16 protein-coding genes are annotated in these 15,756 nt (G+C 42.5%); 11 read left to right on the top strand and 5 right to left on the bottom strand.

Annotation, left to right across the window (positions count from 1 at the left end; genetic code table 11):
• Positions 1-9: 9 nt before the first annotated feature.
• Complete coding sequence (locus CRO04_RS02175; protein WP_097002580.1) at positions 10-1,221, bottom strand: ammonium transporter; 1,212 nt, start codon at positions 1,219-1,221, stop codon at positions 10-12.
• A 138-nt stretch (positions 1,222-1,359) separates the two neighbouring features.
• The gene (locus CRO04_RS02170; protein WP_097002579.1) at positions 1,360-1,698 is read right to left on the bottom strand and encodes a P-II family nitrogen regulator; all 339 of its coding nucleotides are present in this window, start codon (positions 1,696-1,698) and stop codon (positions 1,360-1,362) included.
• Between the two features lie 290 nt (positions 1,699-1,988).
• Between CRO04_RS02170 and ispE the strand changes: the two genes are divergently transcribed.
• The 8 genes from ispE to CRO04_RS02130 all read left to right on the top strand — a co-directional run bounded on the left by ispE (position 1,989) and on the right by CRO04_RS02130 (position 11,206).
• Positions 1,989-2,891 carry a 4-(cytidine 5'-diphospho)-2-C-methyl-D-erythritol kinase gene (gene ispE, locus CRO04_RS02165; RefSeq protein WP_097002578.1) on the top strand — a complete coding sequence of 301 codons (903 nt, stop codon included), beginning with the start codon at positions 1,989-1,991 and terminating at the stop codon, positions 2,889-2,891.
• The gene (locus CRO04_RS02160) at positions 2,884-3,558 is read left to right on the top strand and encodes a GntR family transcriptional regulator (RefSeq protein ID WP_097002577.1); all 675 of its coding nucleotides are present in this window, start codon (positions 2,884-2,886) and stop codon (positions 3,556-3,558) included. The genes ispE and CRO04_RS02160 overlap by 8 nt, the downstream gene beginning before the upstream one ends.
• A gap of 13 nt (positions 3,559-3,571) precedes the next feature.
• A complete protein-coding gene (locus CRO04_RS02155) occupies positions 3,572-3,763 on the top strand; it encodes a hypothetical protein (protein WP_097002576.1) in 192 nt (63 codons plus the stop codon).
• A 138-nt stretch (positions 3,764-3,901) separates the two neighbouring features.
• Positions 3,902-4,513 (top strand): TetR family transcriptional regulator, encoded by a 612-nt coding sequence (locus tag CRO04_RS02150; protein WP_097002575.1) that lies wholly within the window; start codon positions 3,902-3,904, stop codon positions 4,511-4,513.
• A gap of 42 nt (positions 4,514-4,555) precedes the next feature.
• A complete protein-coding gene (locus CRO04_RS02145; RefSeq protein ID WP_097002574.1) occupies positions 4,556-5,668 on the top strand; it encodes an efflux RND transporter periplasmic adaptor subunit in 1,113 nt (370 codons plus the stop codon).
• 12 nt (positions 5,669-5,680) lie between these two features.
• Positions 5,681-8,725 carry an efflux RND transporter permease subunit gene (locus CRO04_RS02140; RefSeq protein ID WP_097002573.1) on the top strand — a complete coding sequence of 1,015 codons (3,045 nt, stop codon included), beginning with the start codon at positions 5,681-5,683 and terminating at the stop codon, positions 8,723-8,725.
• A 125-nt stretch (positions 8,726-8,850) separates the two neighbouring features.
• The gene (locus CRO04_RS02135; protein ID WP_097002572.1) at positions 8,851-9,999 is read left to right on the top strand and encodes a TolC family protein; all 1,149 of its coding nucleotides are present in this window, start codon (positions 8,851-8,853) and stop codon (positions 9,997-9,999) included.
• A 4-nt stretch (positions 10,000-10,003) separates the two neighbouring features.
• Positions 10,004-11,206, top strand: coding sequence for a TolC family protein (locus CRO04_RS02130; RefSeq protein ID WP_097002571.1), 1,203 nt, complete (start codon positions 10,004-10,006; stop codon positions 11,204-11,206).
• Here the strand turns inward: CRO04_RS02130 and spoIIR are convergent.
• On the bottom strand, positions 11,184-11,837 hold the full coding sequence (spoIIR, locus tag CRO04_RS02125) for a stage II sporulation protein R (protein ID WP_097002570.1): 654 nt from the start codon (positions 11,835-11,837) through the stop codon (positions 11,184-11,186). The two genes, CRO04_RS02130 and spoIIR, sit on opposite strands and share 23 nt — an antisense overlap.
• Positions 11,838-11,932: 95 nt before the next feature.
• Here spoIIR and CRO04_RS02120 point away from each other — a divergent pair, with 95 nt between their 5' ends.
• Genes CRO04_RS02120 through CRO04_RS02110 form a run of 3 tightly spaced genes read left to right on the top strand, consistent with a single transcriptional unit; the run spans position 11,933 to position 14,292 of the window.
• The gene (locus CRO04_RS02120) at positions 11,933-12,997 is read left to right on the top strand and encodes a D-alanine--D-alanine ligase family protein (RefSeq protein WP_097002569.1); all 1,065 of its coding nucleotides are present in this window, start codon (positions 11,933-11,935) and stop codon (positions 12,995-12,997) included.
• Positions 12,998-13,009: 12 nt separating this feature from the next.
• Positions 13,010-13,831, top strand: coding sequence for a glutamate racemase (gene murI / locus CRO04_RS02115; RefSeq protein WP_097002568.1), 822 nt, complete (start codon positions 13,010-13,012; stop codon positions 13,829-13,831).
• A 14-nt stretch (positions 13,832-13,845) separates the two neighbouring features.
• Positions 13,846-14,292 carry a DUF1934 domain-containing protein gene (locus CRO04_RS02110; protein WP_097002567.1) on the top strand — a complete coding sequence of 149 codons (447 nt, stop codon included), beginning with the start codon at positions 13,846-13,848 and terminating at the stop codon, positions 14,290-14,292.
• 127 nt (positions 14,293-14,419) lie between these two features.
• Here CRO04_RS02110 and CRO04_RS02105 read toward each other — a convergent pair whose 3' ends face one another.
• Together CRO04_RS02105 and CRO04_RS02100 are read right to left on the bottom strand one after the other, a co-directional pair.
• Positions 14,420-15,040 (bottom strand): superoxide dismutase, encoded by a 621-nt coding sequence (locus CRO04_RS02105; RefSeq protein WP_097002566.1) that lies wholly within the window; start codon positions 15,038-15,040, stop codon positions 14,420-14,422.
• A gap of 231 nt (positions 15,041-15,271) precedes the next feature.
• Positions 15,272-15,721, bottom strand: coding sequence for a hypothetical protein (locus CRO04_RS02100; protein ID WP_097002565.1), 450 nt, complete (start codon positions 15,719-15,721; stop codon positions 15,272-15,274).
• Positions 15,722-15,756: the final 35 nt, after the last annotated feature.

Here is a 15,756-nt window from a genome sequence, read left to right as displayed (position 1 = left end):
GAAAGCAGATTATTTATCCATACGGAATCCGTTGTAAGCGGACATACCGTGTTCGTGCATATCCAGACCATCGATCTGTTCCTGGTCAGAAACTCTTAAGCCGAATACTTTTTTGATTACGCTAAAGATAATAAATGCCATTACTGCTGCATAAACCAGTACGGCTGTAACACCGATTAACTGGGGAAGGAAGCTGACTCCTTCGCCGAATACACCAGTAAGAAGAGTACCAAGAAGACCGCAGCAGCCGTGTACGCCTACGGCACCAACCGGATCATCAATTTTAACAACTTTATCAATGAATTCAATTGCAAGAACAACTACCAGACCTGCAATTGCACCAATGATAATTGCTTCATAGGGTGTTACCACGTCACAGCCTGCAGTGATAGCAACCAGACCAGCCAGGGAACCATTTAATGTCATGGATACATCGGGTTTCCCGTAACGTTTCCAGGTAAACAGCAAGGTTACCAGAGTGGAAGCGGCAGCAGCCAGGTTTGTTGTCATGGCGATATCACCCAGTGTTGTTGTAGCGGCTGTAGTGGAACCACAGTTAAAACCGAACCAGCAGAACCAGAGAATAAACACGCCCAGAACGCCTAAAGGAATATTGTGTCCCGGAATTGCATTGGGAGTTCCGTCTTCGTTGTACTTGCCAATACGGGGACCAACTATTTTTGCACCTACCAGGGCACATACACCGCCTACCATATGAACGGCGGTTGAACCTGCGAAATCATGGAAACCGATATCAGCAAGCCAGCCTCCACCCCAGATCCAGTGTCCTGTAATGGGATAGACCAGTACGCTGATGCAGGCAGAATAGACCAGATAAGAAGAAAACTTGGTACGTTCCGCCATGGCGCCGGATACGATGGTTGCGGCGGTTGCACAGAATACTGTGTGGAAAATCATAAATACGGCAATGGGAAGACCGTTGAATAATCCGTCTGAATCTGCAAGAGAATAAGGATTTAAAAATCCGGATCCTCCAAGGATTCCTCCGATATTGTTTCCGAACATAAGAGGGAAACCAAGTAGAAAGAAGAAAAGTGAGCCAAGTACGAAGTCCATCATATTTTTCATGCATATGTTTCCTGCATTTTTAGCTCTGGTAAAACCTGTTTCTACCAGTGCGAAACCTGCCTGCATAAAGTAGACCAAAATTGCGCCCAGCATCGTCCACAAAATGTTTAGTAATAAAGTGGTGTTTTCCATAATTATAACTCCTCCTGAATTTTTATAATGGATTAGCTGGAATGTAAAATTAAAAGAGGATAATCGCCTTAAGAAAAGCAATTATCCTCTTTGATAATTTATATTCATTCCATATTCAGTTAATTTATACCGGTTCAACTACAGTGCTTCACGTCCATGCTCACCGGTTCGGATTCGTACTGCATCCTGAACATCGTAAACAAATATTTTACCATCGCCAAAAGTACCAGTATTGATTTCTTCGACGACCGCCTTAATAATTGGATCAGCCAGCTCCTTTGGTACGACTGTCTCAACTTTGACTTTAGGGAGCAGGTTTACATTATACTTGGTACCACGGTACATCTGCGTATAACCTTTTTGGTTACCATAACCCATGACATTGCTGATCATAATACCATTTACTTTACAACCTTCCAGTACAGCCTTAAGGTTTTCAAGTTTCTCTGGCTTAATGATAATTTCCAATTTTTTCATACAGCACTACCTCCTTGATTTAATAACAGCAAAAGAGAGCAGTTCCACTTTGGAACGCCCTCGTTCGTTATAACAACATTATACATGGATCCTGCAGATTGTCAAATAAAAAATTTTAATAGAAACAGCTTAAAATTTTATGAAAAGTTAACAAAAATTTAATGAAAGAAAGAATGGACAAAAGATTATAAAACACTTGTACTTTTATGTACTTCGTTATATAATAAATACTGTATACAAAATAATAAAAAAATACAATCCGAAAACCGAAAAGTGAGGGATGTTTGCTTATGATAAGACATCTGGGATTAAAGGCCTATGGAAAGATCAATCTGGGTTTAGACGTATTAAGAAAGCGGGATGATGGTTACCATGAAGTTCGGATGATTATGCAGACCGTAGGTCTATATGATAAAATTGATATTTATTTAAAAGAAACACCGGGGATTGAGGTAGTCACCAATCTATATTATCTGCCGGTCAACGAAAACAATCTGGTTTATAAAGCAGCTAAGCTTCTTATGGAAGAGTTTCATGTGCCCCATGGAATCCGCATACACTTAAAAAAATTTATTCCTGTTTCCGCTGGTATGGCAGGAGGAAGCAGTGATGCAGCTGCTGTTTTATTTGGCGTGAATAAGATGTTTCAGCTCGGGCTTACCAGAGAAGAACTGATGAAGCGGGGCGTTAAGATCGGTGCAGATGTTCCTTACTGCATCATGAGAGGAACGGCTCTTTCTGAAGGGATTGGAGAAATTCTGACCCCCCTTGCGGATATGCCTCAATGCCAGGTACTGATTGCAAAACCGTCAGTCAGTGTATCCACCAAGTTCGTATATGAGCATCTGAATCTGGCCGGGTTAAAAAAAGAGGACCATCCGGACATAGACGGTCTTATAGCTGCGATTAAGAGCCGTAATATTTATCAGGTGTCTGAGCGCCTGGGCAATGTATTAGAGACAGTAACTATCCAGGAATATCCTGTGATAGCAGACATAAAAGAGAAGCTGAAAGAGCTGGGTGCGGTCAATGCATTAATGAGCGGAAGCGGACCTACCGTTTTCGGCATCTTTACCAATCCGATTGCGGCTTCAAACGCGTATGAGGAACTGCGGTATGGTGAAAGCAGAAATCTGGCAAAGCAAGTATATTTAACGAATTTTTATAATACCAAGGAGGTACCCCATGGGTAATGATCTAAAAGTAAATATGAACGAATATCTGCCGCTTCGTGATGTGGTGTTTAATACTTTAAGGCAGGCGATATTAAAAGGAGAACTGGCACCAGGCGAACGTCTGATGGAGATTCAGCTTGCCGAGCGCCTGGGAGTAAGCCGTACTCCCATCAGGGAGGCAATCCGGAAACTGGAGCTGGAAGGTCTGGTTCTCATGATTCCAAGAAAAGGCGCTGAAGTAGCTAAGATATCAGAGAAAAGCTTAAGGGATGTACTGGAGGTCAGAAGATCTTTAGAGGAGCTGGCGATCGAGCTTGCCTGCCAGCGTATGACGCCTGAGGAGGTTGCAGAGCTGGAGATGAAGCAGGATCTGTTCCGTGATGCAGTACTCAATGGAAGACCTATGGATATAGCAGAAACAGATGAGGCATATCATGATGTAATCTATAAGGGAACCTGCAACGACAGACTGATACAGATGATCAATAATTTAAGAGAACAGATGTACCGGTACCGTCTGGAGTATATCAAGGATGAGGACAAACGGCAGGTATTATTACTGGAGCATGACCACATACTTAAGGCAGTAAGACAGCGCAGAGTGGAAGAAGCTAAGGTAGCTATGCGGGAACATATCGACAATCAGGAAATCACAGTGTCCAAGAATATAAAGGGACAGGATTAGAAGGAAGAATGGTATGACATTTAAAGAAAAATATCTGGCCGGTGAAATCGAATTTGAGTCAATTGATGATTATATTGAGGAATGGAATAACAGCACGACCTCAGACACACTTGCGAAGTTCCTGGGACTGAATGAAGAGGAAGAGGACTTGTGGATTGAGGAAAGTGATGAAGCATTAAAAGAATTTCTGGACAGTAATAAATAAATTAAACTGAAAATTTATAAAATAAATATAACCTTTCTTGACAAGGTGACAGTGTGTCATTATAATAAATGACATGTTGTCACTTTTTTAAGTTAATACATAATACATGCGGAATAAGAATGGAAATGAGGTGTAAGGATGCCTACGGAGCGGTTTTATAATCTTCCGGCGGAGAAAAAGAAATTAATACGGGATGCTGCAACCGAGGAGTTTATCAGAGTGCCCTTTGAAAAGGCTTCAATTAATAAGATAATAAAAAGCGCAGGAATATCAAGAGGAAGTTTTTATACTTATTTTGTGGATAAGCGGGATGTTCTGGGATATATTTTTGAAGATGCCGGTGATAATTTTCAAGAGTCCTGGGTCAGATGTGCAGAGAAAAGTAATGGTGATTTATGGAAGACGGCGGAGACATTTCTGGGGTTCTCTATTAATAATACACAAGAAAGGGTATTAAGGCTGGTTGAAAATATTCTTGATAGTGAAAAACTTTTCGGTGTGATACATAATTTATGCCGGGAAAAAAAGGATAAACAGTCTGAATTGCGTGAGGTAATGTATCGTTGTATTGATACGTCAAATTTTAGGTATTCCGATATTGAAACTTTTGGAAGACTTGTTTCCATGATTCTTTTTGAACTTGCCCGCTGTATGGGCTGGTATTACCATCATCCGGAAGATGAAGAAAAAATTAAGAAAATATTTCAGGAAAAATTAGAGATATTACAATATGGAATTCGAAAAAACTAATTAAAATCATATTATGACTGAAAGGATAATAAGGAGCTTGATATGACAAAGAAGAAAATATTTATAATTGCAGGAACAGTCGTACTGGTTGCTGTTCTCGCAGGGCTTGTACTTCCAAAGATTTTAAACGGAAGCAAAGAAGAGCTGGTAGCAGAGGCGCCGCCCGTAGTAACAGCCCAGAAGCCACAGATCCGGTCAATAGAAATCAGCAATGAACTGATGGGTACCATAGAACCGGACAGTATAGTTCATGTTACACCCCTTGACTCAGGTGAAGTTACAAGTGTTGCAGTGAAGACCGGGGATACAGTGACAGCAGGCCAGCTTCTCTGCGTCATTGATACGAAAAAGGTAGAAAGTACCCGGATTGCCATGGAGACCTCCAGAATTACATATGAGGATGCAAAGAAGAATCTGGACCGTTATACAGTCCTTCATGCTGCAGGAGATGTTTCTGATGCTGATTATCAATCTACTGTGGATAAGGTTGAAATCTCCAGACTTCAATATGAGAACGCTAAGATTTCTTATAATCTCCAGGTGGAAAGCAGTCAGGTGACTGCACCCATTTCCGGTAAAGTGGAAAGCTTTAATATCAGCGTTCATGATATGATTTCCCCCCAGACGGCGATCTGTGTGATTTCAGGAGATGGAGGAAAGTCCCTGACATTTTATGTATCTGAACGGATTGTAAACGGTCTGAAAGCCGGTGATTCCATTCGGGTAGAGAAAAATGGCACCGACCATGATGCAACCATAACAGAAGTAAGCACCATGGTTGACAGCAGCAGCGGATTATTTAAAGTAAAGGCTTCTATTCCTTCCGGGGACACACTTGCCACAGGAACCTCTGTCAAACTTTATGTTACAGCTCAAAAAGCAGAGAATGTACTTACGGTTCCGGTCGACAGCATTTATTATGAGGCAGGTAAGCCATTTATTTATACATATTTGGACGGAACCTTGAAAAAGAATGCAGTAACCATCGGTCTGACAAACAATGAATATGCAGAGGTCCAGTCCGGCATCACCGCAGATGACCAGGTAGTTGTGACCTGGACCAGCGAATTGTATGACGGCTCTAAAGTGACTTTATCGGAAGAGAATACACAAGGCAATGAAACCGGGGTAGAAACTTCTGCTTCTGCACAATAAGGAGGCGGTACAATGGGAATAACAAAATTTGTTTTAAAGCGGCCCATAACTGCCGTATTAGCTGTTTTATGCCTTCTGGTATTCGGTTTATCCTCTGTTTTTTCTGCAAAGATGGAACTGATCCCGGAAATGAATTTCCCCATGCTGTTAGTTACATCTACTTATGTGGGAGCAAGTCCGGAAGATGTTAACGATCTGGTTACAAAGCCGATCGAAGAATCAGTAGGTACTCTTTCCGGTATTAAAAACGTTCAGTCCAGTTCTCAGCAGAATATTTCCATCGTGTACATGGAATATAATTATGGAACCGACATGAACAAGGCATATAATGACTTAAAAAAGAAAATGGACAGTCTGGATCTTCCAAAAGATGCAGAAAAGCCGTCCATTATGGAATTTAACATCAATGAGATGCCGTCCATGACTCTGTCTTTGAACGATCCCTCGCAGAGTAATTTATACAATTATGTAAATGATAAGATCGTACCTGAGTTTGAGAAAATAACTTCTGTTGCCAGTGTCAACATCAGCGGAGGAGAAGAGGGATATGTAAGAGTTACCCTTTCACCGGAGAAGATGAATCAGTATCATCTTAGTATGGACTCCATCAGTCAGGCGATCAAGGCTGCAGATTTCACTTATCCTGCGGGAAATACCGGAGTGGGAAAAAGAGATCTATCAGTCAGTACCGGAGTGGAAGTTAAGACGGTGGAAAGTCTGAAAAAAGTACCGGTTGTAGTCAGTCATGGAAAGACGATTTACATGGAGGATATTGCAGACATTGCCGTAACTTCACAAAAGCAAAAGGCAATCGGCCGGTACAATGGAGAGGATACCATCACCTTATCCATTAACAAGCAGCAGAAAAACAGTGCGGTTGATGTCTCCAGATCTGTCAATAAGACAATTTCTTCTTTAAAAAGTGAGAATCCCAATCTTGATATTGTTGTAGTAGACGATAACAGTGAGCAGATAACCAGCGCGCTTAACAGTGTTAAGAATACCATGATAATGGCTGTTATTATTTCCATGATCATTATATTCCTCTTTTTTGGAGATATTAAAGCGTCACTGATTGTGGGCAGTTCCATACCGGTATCCATTCTCGTATCACTGATTATGATGTCAGCCATGGGATTTTCTTTAAACGTAATTACCATGAGCAGTATCGTGCTGGGAGTCGGAATGATGGTGGATAACTCCATCGTTGTATTGGAAAGCTGTTTCCGATCCCAGAAGGGAACCGGATTCCGGGAATATTTATCATCAGCCATGGAGGGAACCGGACTTGTCATGCAGTCCATTCTCGGAGGTACGTTAACAACCTGCGTGGTATTTATTCCGCTGGCATTCTTAGAAGGTCTGACGGGTCAGATGTTTAAACCCCTGGGATATACCATTGTATTCTGTATGCTGGCTTCCTTTGTTTCAGCAATAACGGTTGTACCTTTATGTTACAGCAGGTTCTGCCCTTCAGAAAGACAGAATTCTCCTATGGGAGGAATTGTTAAGGCCCTTCAGAATGGTTATAGAAAGGTAGTAGGTGCACTGTTAAAAAAACGGGCACTTGTCATGATTCTGTCCGTATTACTGCTTCTGTCATCATTTGTATTTGCAACAAAGCTTGGATTTGAATTAATGCCGTCTGTAGATCAGGGTACAATTTCCATCACTGCAAAGATGAAGCCGGGTCTTAAGATTGAAGAAGCGGATCAGGTATTAAAAAAACTGGAGGCGATTGTTACCAGTGAGCCCGATTTAAAATCCTACATGGTCAGCTATGGCGGAGGCGAACTCAGCTTCAGCGGCGGTACCAATGGTTCTTTAACCGCCTATTTAAAGGGTGACAGAACACTTACGACCGATCAGGTTGTTAATAAATGGAAGAAGGCAATGAACCAGATTCCGGACTGTAATGTCACTGTGAAATCAACCTCCAGTGTAAGCCAGACGGGAGGCAGCAGCAGCGATTTTGAAGTAATTCTTCAAAGTGCCCAGCTGGATCTGTTAAAGCAGACTTCTGACCAGATGGTTGCTGAATTAAGCGGCCGGCCGGAGATGATTAAGGTACATTCTGATCTGGAGAATGCGGCGCCTGTTATTAAAGTAAGTGTTGATCCCATTAAGGCAGCAGCAGAGGGAGTTGCTCCTGCAACTGTGGGAGGCCTGCTTAACGGAATGTTAAGCGGTGTAAAAGCGACAACCATGGATGTTGACGGACAGAATGTGGATGTTAAGGTTGAATATCCGGAGGGCACCTATGATACTCTGGAAAAGGTAGAGGGTATTACCGTACCTAACAGTTCAGGAGGCTCTGCTGCTCTGACTGATATCGCCAGCATCGGTTATGAAGACAGTCCAACAGCGATTAACAGAAAAAATAAGCAGTATCAGGTAACTATTACAGGTTCCTTTACTGATGTTATCAAGACAAAGAAAGATAAAGCAGCAGCAATTAAAGAACTTGACAGTAAAGTTGTAAGTAAATATTTAAACGACAGGATTTCACGGGCGAAAAACAGCGAAGATGAATCCATGCAGGAAGAATTTGGAAATCTGGTAAAAGCCATTCTCATCGCTACGTTCTTAATCTTTGTGGTAATGGCGGCTCAGTTTGAATCACCTAAATTCTCATTTATGGTTATGACCACCATTCCGTTCAGTTTGATTGGGTCCTTTGCCTGTCTGGCGGCGGCAGATGTTAAGATCAGCATGCCTTCGCTACTTGGATTTTTAATGCTGATTGGTACGGTAGTAAACGCCGGTATTCTTTATGTGGATACGGTTAACCAGTATCGTGCTACCATGGATAAGAATACTGCTCTGATTGAAGCAGGTGCTACCAGACTTCGTCCCATACTTATGACAACTCTGACTACCATTGTATCCATGATTCCCATGGCACTGGGAATCGGACGTAACACAGAGACGATGCAGGGACTTGCGCTGGTAAATGTGGGTGGTCTGACAGCCTCTACCATATTGTCAATGCTTATGCTGCCGATTTATTATTCTCTGATGAGCGGAAAAGTTGACACTACCCAGCTGCCGGATTAAATACAGCCGGACGGGAAACCCGTTAGTTATGTATGATGGAAGAATGTGGTTTCCCGCCCTTTGACAGCCTGTGGTATGATAATAGAAGAACATAGTATAAAAATTCCAGTTAAGGAGGATATAGGATGAGAAAATGGAAACAGACCGGTGCATTTATTCTTGCCGCTGTTTTGGCCTTCTCCGCACCGGCAACAACAGCCTGGGCCGGAAGTCCGGAATTTGCCAGGACTCCTGAGGAGTGGGCAAAGCTTAGAGATAATGTAATGGAATACGGAGAACTGAAAGATTTAATTCACGAATATAATGTGACTGTAAAGAAAAACCAGATTGATATTAATGATAAGAAAAAAGATGACCGGGTTACCAGTGATGAGTTTGCCGACTATTACCGGGATGCTGCAGACAGTGCCCGCAGTAACATTGCGGGAGATGATCCGGTTGCAGATGCCAACAATTCAGTAGCAGCAAGAAAGGCTGAGGAGCAGGCAGACAGAAATGTGGAGGATCTGACGGTATATCAGCTTACTTATGACCAGGATGAAGCCAATCTGGTAGCAACAGCTCAAACCTCAATGATCTCTTATTTCCAGCAGAAATATGAGCTGGAAACATTAAAAGACAATCTGGAGCTGTTACAGGCACTCTACCAGTCTGCGCAGGTAAAGCAGGGAGCAGGAATGGCAACACAGACGGATGTGCTTGATGCATTGCAGAAAGTACAGGATACCCAGGCTTCCATTGAAAAGCAGACTGCATCCATTGAACAGACAAGGCAGAAGCTTTGTATTATGCTGGGCTGGAAATACAATGATACTCCTGAAATCAAGAACATTCCTGAGGTGGATATGTCTCAGATTGAAGCCATGAATCCGGATGCAGACAGGGAGAATGCTTTAAACAACAACTATACCCTGAAAATCAATAAGCAGAAGCTGGCCAATGCGACTGCAGACGTAACAAAAGACACCCTGAATCGGACGATCGCCAGCAATGAACAGAATATCAGTACAGATCTGGTGAAAAGCTATCAGGAGGTACTGCAGGCGAAGGCCGCATACGACCAGGCAGTTACTGAATTCAATCTGGAAAGTAAAAATATGGAAGCAGCGGAAAGAAAAGTTTCAGTTGGCAGCATGAGCCAGCTGGATTACAGAAAACAGAAGAATGCCTTCATTACAAAGTCGAATGGCGTACACACCGCACAGCTTGCATTGTTTCAGTCTGTTCAGACTTACCATAATGCGGTGAACGGTCTGGCTTCGACAGGAGGCTGATGATATGAGAAAAAAATGGATATCACCAGTTTTGCTTGCTGCCATCCTTTCAATAAACGTTGCATTTCCGGCACTTGCAGCAGGCCCGGGTCAGACAGAAGACCCCATACCGGAAGGAGTAACACAGGAGCAGTGGAACAGGCTGAATGATCAGAGGATTGAATTCGATGAGCTGGGGGATCTGGTAAGATATTTTAATCCTACTATGAAAAATGCAGAGACTTCATTTTCTACATTTATAGGTGATTATCAATATATTGTCGACAAAATGAGACGTCAGGTTATAGATCTTCAGTCTGACGCGGATGAGCTTAAAGAGTCTGGTGCAGTGAAAACTGTGGAAGGGGCAACGCAGTATTCTGCGTTAAATTATGCTATCAAATCTTACAAAAAATCAGCAGATAATACACAAAAAATGCTGGATAAAATGAGCCGCGAGAATTCGTCTGGAAGAGCTGATATAAACAAAGGTTCTAAAACATTAACTTATTACGCTGACCAGACAATGATAGGGTATAATAGTGCCCAGGCAAGCCGATCTATGATTGAAAAGTTGGTTGAATTAAGTAATGCAGCATACGAGGCTCAGAAGTTAAGCGCTGGTCTGGGGCTGGCTACAGAAGCAGATATATTATCTGCTCAAAAAGATCTGCTGTCTGCCCAGGGATCTCTTTTGAAAATCAACAGCACAATTGATAATTTAAGCAGTTCCCTGTGTCTGATGACAGGATATTCTGCAAATGCAACACCTGCGATCGGCGGACTTCCCCAGCTTACCGACGAGATGATTTCGTCTCTGAATCTGGAAGAAGATACCCAAAAAGCAGTCTCCAATAATTATGATGTTATTTCTGAACGTCATATCTCTTCCGGAAAAACCACTACCGGAATGAAAAATAAAGATGATTATGTATCAGAGGCAGAGCAGAATATAATCGTTACCATGCAGGCATTATATCAGGAGATCCTTCAGTCAAAGACAGCTTATGAGGCAGCGAATACCGCATTCCAGAAAGCCACACTGGAAAAGGAGAAGGCAGACCGTTCCTATAATCTGAAAATGCTGAGCAAAATTCAGTACCTTCAGGCCCAGATGGCCTACTTAAAGGCACAGGGGGAAAAGGAGAGTGCATATAACACCTTTTACCAGGCATATAACACCTATCAGTGGGCTGTTGACGGAATTATTTTGAACTCGGCAAAGTAACTTCTTTTTTGCCTGCAGCCAGCAGATCCAAAACTTTAAGCCGTACATGGATTTTTAATGGTTCTTTTCTTAATTTTAAATAATCGGATTCATCGATGGAGTGCTCCAGAATCTTTTTTGAAGTATCTGGAACCACTGCATAGGTCGAATCTGTAAAACAGAGCGGAGGATAGAGGACGCACCACCAGTTGTGTCCTTTTCCTTCGCCTATTTTTACCCTCACAGCTTCATAGGTTCCACAGGGAAATACCATATCCCCGTAAATTTTTGTTGGAAAGTAGTTATAGGCAAGCTCCATATGTGCGGGATAATTAAATCCCAGGTTCTTCATGTAGTTTTCTGCTTTTTTCTCCAGAATAAATTCGTGGGAGCGGATATAGGTTTTCGTCTCTTCCAGTGATGCATTTTCGCCAAGGTCTTCATATATTGAATTGAGAAGCATGGTCCGTACCTTCAGTTTTAAATTCTGATCTTTGGTGCTGTTGCTGTTTGCGAGAACATGAAAACGCAGGATCTCAGGTGCGATCCGGGCGGCGAGGGCTTCGTTGTCAGATCTGTCATGTGCCAGTGAAAGTAATAGAGCAATGAGCAGACAGGTTATACATAAGAATAAATCACGTTTCTGTTTCATGGGGTTCCTCCTTTTTTCTGGAATCTATTTGTAATTGTAACCATCTGTGCTATAATATAAACGCTGTAAATCAAGAATTTTTTAAGGAGATCGGAATGAGTAAAAAAACTGCGGTTGTGTTATTCGGCGGACAGTCATCGGAACATGTTGTTTCCTGTATGTCGGTTGTTAATGTCATTGACCATATAAATAAAGACAAATATGATCTGCTTTTGATCGGAATCACAGAAGAAGGTCACTGGATTAAGACAGAGTCAGTAAAGGAAATCCGAGATGAATCATGGAAAGAGGGGGAAATCCGAGCCGTTCTTTCACCTGATGCAGGTATGAAAGGCGTGCTGTTACTGGATGGAGAAAAGACAAAGCTAGTGAAAGCTGACGTGGTATTTCCAGTGCTTCACGGTCTTTTGGGAGAGGATGGTACAGTCCAGGGTCTTCTGGAGCTGTCCGGAATTCCCTATGTGGGCTGTGGCGTTTTATCCTCTGCGGTTTCCATGGATAAATTATATACGAAGATTATTGTGGATGACCTGGGTGTAAGACAGGCCGCTTATGTACCGGTTATGCGTCATCAGCTGAAGAAGATGGATGCGATAACTGCCAGAGTGGAAGCGAGATTTCAGTATCCGGTATTTGTAAAGCCCTCCAATGCAGGTTCTTCCAAAGGTGTCAGCCGTGCTGACGGCCGTAAGGAACTGGAGGAGGCTTTATTGGAGGCAGCCAGACATGACCGTAAGATTCTGGTGGAAGAGATGATTGTAGGCAGAGAGATTGAATGCGCCGTTCTGGGCGGAGGCAATCAGCCGGTTAAAGTCTCAGGGGTAGGAGAGATCCTTGCAGCAGCGCAGTTTTACGATTTTGACGCCAAGTATCACAATGCGGACTCCAAAACAGTTCTTGCTCCGGTACTGCCAGAGGGGGCCACAGAGCGGGTGCGAGAAGCAGCGAAGGCTGTATTTCAGGCAGTGGATGGCCGTGGGCTTGCAAGAGTGGATTTCTTTGTGAAAAATGATGGAACTGTTATATTTAACGAGATCAATACTATGCCGGGATTTACGGCAATCAGCATGTATCCCATGCTTTGGGAAACGGCAGGAATAAGCAAGGATGAGCTTGTGGACCGTCTGATGGAAGACGCCATGAGAAGATTTGACGAGTAAGGAGCAGATGATATGGCAGACAGAAATTCTCCCATTGGAGTGTTTGATTCCGGCGTAGGCGGACTTACGGTAGCGAGAGAGATTATGAGGCAGATGCCGGATGAGAGAATTGTTTATTTCGGAGATACGGCAAGAGTTCCTTATGGAAACAAATCGTGCAGTACGGTAATCCGTTTTACCAGACAGATCATTCGTTTTCTGATGACACAGGATGTAAAGGCCATTGTGATTGCCTGTAATACTGCTACTGCCTGTGCACTGGAGACAGTGGAGCATGATCTGGATATTCCTATTGTTGGAGTGATTCATGCAGGAGCAAGAACAGCGATTGAGTCAACAAAGAATGGAAAGATTGGAATTATAGGGACGGAAGGAACTATAAGAAGCGGGGTATACTCCAGGGTAATAAAAGAAATGCGGGAAGACATTGAGGTTACGGGAAAGCCGTGTCCCTTACTGGTTCCCCTTGTAGAGGAAGGACTGCTTCATGATTCCGTTACCGATGAAATTGCATCCAGATATTTAAGTGAATTAAAAGGCAAATACATTGATACCCTTGTACTTGGATGTACTCATTACCCACTTCTTCGTTCCACTGTGGGAAGGCTGATGGGACCAGAAGTAACATTGGTAAATCCTGCTTATGAAACAGCTCTGGAATTAAAGCAGATACTTGAAGAACAGGGACTGATCTGCGACCCTGATGGTGGAAGCAGCGTAGATAAATATCATTTTTATGTCAGCGATCTGGCAGAAAAATTTACGAGTTTTGCAGCTTCTATTCTGCCAGGCCAGGTGAAAGAGACGAGACAAATTAATATAGAAGAGTTTTAGAGGAGTTATATACTATGACAAGAGACGTTCTGATCAGTATCAGCGGCGCACAGATCGTGGAAGATGATAATCAGGCCGTGGAAATGATTACAAGAGGTGATTATTTTTTGAAAAACGGCAGCCATTATATTCTTTATGATGAAGTTCAGGAAGGGCTGGAGGGTGTTACCAGGAATACCATAAAGATCCACCCGGATGGAATGGATATTATAAAGAGAGGAAGCACCAGCGTCCATATGACCTTTGAGAAGGAAAAGAAAAACATTTCCTGTTATGCAACGCCATTTGGGGAGCTGATGATCGGGATCAGAACCAATGATATCAGGATAGCGGAGGAAGAAGACCGATTAAAGGTTCAGGTGGATTATTCCCTGGATATCAATTACCAGCATGTTTCAGAATGCAACATTGTTCTGGAGGTATGCTCGAAGGATGCTGCAGATATACATCTTTTGAGTTAAAAACGAACTGCCCCTGCAGGTTGGACTTTAGGTCTGACTTGTGGGGGCAGTTGATCGTTAATTTATTTTTAGGTTAAAAAAAGTAGGAGGAAAAACAGATTCGCTTTCCCTCCTCAAAATTATGTTCTTATCCTTTTATCACTTTATCATAATTATTAGAAACTTCTTTCCAGTTTACTACATCAAAGAAAGCTTTAATATAGTCAGCTCTTAAATTCCGATACTTCAGATAGTAAGCATGTTCCCATACATCAATTCCCAGAATCGGAACCTTACCGCCTCCTTCCATCAACGGATTATCCTGATTAGGACTTGCCGACAGATGAAGCTTTCCAGCCTTATCGGCGGATAACCAGCCCCAGCCAGATCCAAATTGCCCGGCTGCCAGTGCACTTAACTGGACCTTAAATTGTGAGAAACTTCCAAATGCATCATTTAGAGCGGCCATTAATGGGCCTTCCGGTTCCCCGCCGCCGTCAGGACTCATAGTGGAGAAGTATAAGTTATGATTATAAAATCCGCCTCCATTGTTCCTGATAGTCTTTCTTAAGGCTTCATCCGGAATTTTATCCAGAGAAGATAGAAGGGAAACAATATCCATATTTTCAACTCCGGCGATCTGGGCCGCGTCATTTAGGTTCTTTGTATAAGCTGCGTGATGTTTGGAATAATGTGTTTCCATTGTAAGTGCATCAATATGGGGTTCCAGGGCTTCGTATTTATAAGGTAATAAAATTTGATTAAACATAATAGTTCTCCTTTCGGGTATTCATTTATATAAATTTGTTATTGAAGTTTGGTTAGTTATTACTAACTATCTTATGGCTTGATTATATCATATATTTCCGGTATGTCAATAGACTTATCTGGCATTTTTAAACTTTATCTATAAAAGAGTAATAAAAATGCCGATGAACGAATTTAAATCGCTCATCGGCATCTATCACAGACGTTCCGGTGATAGGAATCGTAACATGGTCTAAATTTTGCTCTTTTTAAACCTGTCCAAAAAAGACTTCTTCTTTGGCGTCGGGGGAACTGCTTTGCCGCGAAGGCTTTTGATTTCGGTTATGTAGATACCGCTTATCACAACCTTTGCCTCTGTCTTAACAGGAAGTACATCGAAAACCTTTGCATCTGCAATTAATGTCATAACCTTGGGTCCGACCTTTGCCTTTACGATCGGCAGTTTTGTACGACGCATGTACTTTGGCGTTTGTTCATACACGATCTTTGGGAGCCCGGCATCCTTTAGCCTCATCTTTTTCTTATCGATTACAAGCATGGAAACGGTCTGTGCCGCAGCTTCCAGTGCCTGCTGCTGTTCTACCTGACGCTTTTCCAGCTTTCTTCCAAGAAAGTAAAGGACTGCCAGAGCTATCACTACGATGAAAAGAATCACTAATAATACGTTTAAAAATGTGCTCACCGGGAATACCTCCAATAGTTCATATTGTAAATTGG

Origin of the sequence: Lacrimispora amygdalina, from assembly GCF_900205965.1 — a bacterium.
Lineage (GTDB): Bacteria > Bacillota > Clostridia > Lachnospirales > Lachnospiraceae > Lacrimispora > Lacrimispora amygdalina_A.
Note: the sequence above shows the minus strand (reverse complement) of the source record. Positions and strands in the feature narration are given on the sequence as shown.

Coding starts and splice junctions, on each gene's coding strand:
- CRO04_RS02175 (WP_097002580.1), bottom strand. CDS start 1,221: ATGGAAAACACCACTTTATTACTAAACATTTTGTGGACGATGCTGGGC.
- CRO04_RS02170 (WP_097002579.1), bottom strand. CDS start 1,698: ATGAAAAAATTGGAAATTATCATTAAGCCAGAGAAACTTGAAAACCTT.
- ispE (WP_097002578.1), top strand. CDS start 1,989: ATGATAAGACATCTGGGATTAAAGGCCTATGGAAAGATCAATCTGGGT.
- CRO04_RS02160 (WP_097002577.1), top strand. CDS start 2,884: ATGGGTAATGATCTAAAAGTAAATATGAACGAATATCTGCCGCTTCGT.
- CRO04_RS02155 (WP_097002576.1), top strand. CDS start 3,572: ATGACATTTAAAGAAAAATATCTGGCCGGTGAAATCGAATTTGAGTCA.
- CRO04_RS02150 (WP_097002575.1), top strand. CDS start 3,902: ATGCCTACGGAGCGGTTTTATAATCTTCCGGCGGAGAAAAAGAAATTA.
- CRO04_RS02145 (WP_097002574.1), top strand. CDS start 4,556: ATGACAAAGAAGAAAATATTTATAATTGCAGGAACAGTCGTACTGGTT.
- CRO04_RS02140 (WP_097002573.1), top strand. CDS start 5,681: ATGGGAATAACAAAATTTGTTTTAAAGCGGCCCATAACTGCCGTATTA.
- CRO04_RS02135 (WP_097002572.1), top strand. CDS start 8,851: ATGAGAAAATGGAAACAGACCGGTGCATTTATTCTTGCCGCTGTTTTG.
- CRO04_RS02130 (WP_097002571.1), top strand. CDS start 10,004: ATGAGAAAAAAATGGATATCACCAGTTTTGCTTGCTGCCATCCTTTCA.
- spoIIR (WP_097002570.1), bottom strand. CDS start 11,837: ATGAAACAGAAACGTGATTTATTCTTATGTATAACCTGTCTGCTCATT.
- CRO04_RS02120 (WP_097002569.1), top strand. CDS start 11,933: ATGAGTAAAAAAACTGCGGTTGTGTTATTCGGCGGACAGTCATCGGAA.
- murI (WP_097002568.1), top strand. CDS start 13,010: ATGGCAGACAGAAATTCTCCCATTGGAGTGTTTGATTCCGGCGTAGGC.
- CRO04_RS02110 (WP_097002567.1), top strand. CDS start 13,846: ATGACAAGAGACGTTCTGATCAGTATCAGCGGCGCACAGATCGTGGAA.
- CRO04_RS02105 (WP_097002566.1), bottom strand. CDS start 15,040: ATGTTTAATCAAATTTTATTACCTTATAAATACGAAGCCCTGGAACCC.